This window comes from Streptomyces sp. NPDC049577 (assembly GCF_040675635.1).
Classification (GTDB): domain Bacteria; phylum Actinomycetota; class Actinomycetes; order Streptomycetales; family Streptomycetaceae; genus Streptomyces.
The window spans coordinates 1-2,251 of sequence record NZ_JBFAPH010000567.1 but is presented as its reverse complement, the minus strand read 5'-3'; the positions used below and the strand labels follow the sequence as shown (position 1 = coordinate 2,251).

Sequence of the window (2,251 nt, the reverse complement as noted above, 5' to 3'; positions counted from 1 at the left end):
CGCAGCGCGTCCGCGTTCGGCGGCGTCCGCTCCTGCGATGCCCGCAGAGCCGCCGGCACGCGCTGCTCCGCCGCCAGGGCCGGCATGGCCACGAACCGCCCGGACGCGAACTGCCGGTGCAGTGTGCCGGAGAGGTCCACGGTCAGCTCCAGGTCCACCTCGGGATGGTCGCGCCGGAAGCCCTCCAGGATCTCGGGCAGCCGGGTCAGGACGAAGTCCTCCGACGCGCCGAACCGCAGCCGGCCGCGCAACCGGGTGCCCGCGAACCAGCTCGCGGCCCGCTCGTTCGCCTCCAGGATCGTCCGGGCGAAGCCGAGCATCGCCTCCCCGTCCTCGGTCAGCATCACGCTGTGCGTGTCCCGCGCGAACAACTGGCGTCCGGCCGCCGCCTCCAGCCTGCGTATCTGCTGGCTGACCGTCGACTGCCGCACCCCCAGCCGGCCCGCGGCCTGGGTGAAGCTCAGGGTCTGCGCGACGGTGAGGAACGTCCGCAGCTGCGTCGGATCGAACATGGTCGCAGATTAGCCATGGCCCGCTCATCGCCGTTCGTGATGACAGTGACAGCGGTGACCGGGGTTCCCGATGGGCGCGCGGCTCGGCAGGGTGGACGCCATGCGCCGTCCGTTCGCCTTCTCCCATGGCCTTGTCGACCCCTATGTCGCCGCGCTCCTCGGCACCGTGCTGCTCGCCGTCCTGCTGCCCGCCCGCGGGCAGGCCGCGGGCGTCCTCGACGGTGTCTCGACGGCGGCGGTCGCCCTGCTCTTCTTCCTCTACGGCGCCCGGCTCTCCACCCGTGAGGCGATGGACGGACTGCGCCACTGGCGACTGCACCTCACCGTGCTGAGCTGCACCTTCGTCGTCTTCCCGCTGCTCGGCCTCGCCGCCTACGGGCTGGTGCCGTACGTGCTCACCACCCCGCTGCACACCGGGCTGCTCTTCCTGTGCCTGGTGCCGTCGACCATCCAGTCCTCCATCACCTTCACCTCCGTCGCCCGCGGCAACGTGGCCGCCGCGATCTGCGCGGGCTCCTTCTCCAGCCTGGTCGGCGTCGTCCTCACCCCGCTGCTCGCCGCCCTGCTGCTCGACGGCGCGGGGGCCGGGCTCTCGCTCGACTCGCTGCTGTCGGTCGTCCTGCGGCTGCTGGTGCCGTTCGCGGCCGGCCAGCTGCTGCGCCGCTGGATCGGCGGCTTCGTCGGCCGGCACAGGAAGGCGCTCTCCTACGCCGACCGGGGCTCGATCCTCCTCGTCGTCTACACGGCCTTCAGCGCGGGCGTGGTGCGGGGCATCTGGCACCAGGTCACCCCCTGGCGGCTGCTGGCGCTCGTGGCGGTCGAGGGGGTGCTGCTGGCGGTGATGCTCACCCTCACCGGCCTGGGCACGCGCCGGCTCGGCTTCGGGCGTGCGGACCGCGTGGCGATCACCTTCGCCGGCTCCAAGAAGAGCCTGGCGGCCGGGCTGCCCATGGCGACCGTGCTGTTCGGGGGCGAGGCGGGGATGATGGTGCTGCCGCTGATGCTCTTCCACCAGCTCCAGCTGATGGTCTGCGCGGTCCTGGCGAAACGGTTCGGACGGCAGACGGAGGAGGCTCCTTCCCTCGCGGGCGGACCGGACGGCGGGCGGGGCCCTCAGACGACCGACCCGGTGGCCGACCCGGTGGCCGACCCGGTGGCGTGCGTGCCGTCCAGCGGCAGCCACAGCACGACCTCCCGGGTGCCCGGGCCCGATGCCGGCGCCGGGGCCGCGAGCTCGTCGTCCGGCAGGGCACCACGGTAGACCCGGACGTCGTCCAGATCGCCCGTCAGAAAACCCCGGCCGTCCGGCCTCTGCCCCAGATGCACCCCGAACGTCGAGGTCCGGCTGACCGTTCCGGGCACGTCCGGCCCGGAAGCCGACACGCCGTCGACCGTGAGGACCAGGCGCCCGGCCGCACGGCGCAGGGCGAGCCGGTGCCACTGCCCGTCCGCGTACGCGCCGGCCGAGGCCACCGTCGCTGTCCGCGCCGGGCCCGTACCGGATACCGCCGTGAGCCGGCCCGTGACCCGGCCGGCCGCCGGCTCGCCGGCCACCACCACCTGCGGCGCCCCGCCCACACCCCCCATCCACAGGAACGGCTGCTCGCCACCCCCGGCACCCCGGCGCCCGTAGCGGAACCACAGCACCACCGTGAAGTCCCCGCTGCCCAGCGGCAATGAGGTGCGGTAGGGCAGCCGGACGGCGTCGTCCCTGCCGTCGAACGACAGGGCGCCGCCGA

The 2,251-nt window shown here is 73.8% G+C and carries 2 protein-coding genes and 1 pseudogene; 1 reads left to right on the top strand and 2 read right to left on the bottom strand.

Annotation, left to right across the window (positions count from 1 at the left end; all coding sequences use genetic code 11):
- Positions 1–512: LysR family transcriptional regulator (locus AB0K09_RS32710; protein ID WP_366069025.1), on the bottom strand; the 512-nt coding region annotated here is incomplete at its 3' end.
- 100 nt (positions 513–612) lie between these two features.
- Between AB0K09_RS32710 and AB0K09_RS32705 the strand changes: the two genes are divergently transcribed.
- Complete coding sequence (locus tag AB0K09_RS32705; RefSeq protein ID WP_366069024.1) at positions 613–1,773, top strand: bile acid:sodium symporter family protein; 1,161 nt, start codon at positions 613–615, stop codon at positions 1,771–1,773.
- On the opposite strand, the pseudogene AB0K09_RS32700 reads toward AB0K09_RS32705, so the two are convergent.
- A pseudogene (locus AB0K09_RS32700) lies at positions 1,680–2,251 on the bottom strand (LamG domain-containing protein); the annotation flags it as partial. The gene AB0K09_RS32705 and the pseudogene AB0K09_RS32700 overlap by 94 nt on opposite strands.

What these genes read in the sequence shown, in the direction of transcription:
- AB0K09_RS32705 (WP_366069024.1), top strand. Translation starts at nt 613, where the DNA reads ATGCGCCGTCCGTTCGCCTTCTCCCATGGCCTTGTCGACCCCTATGTC.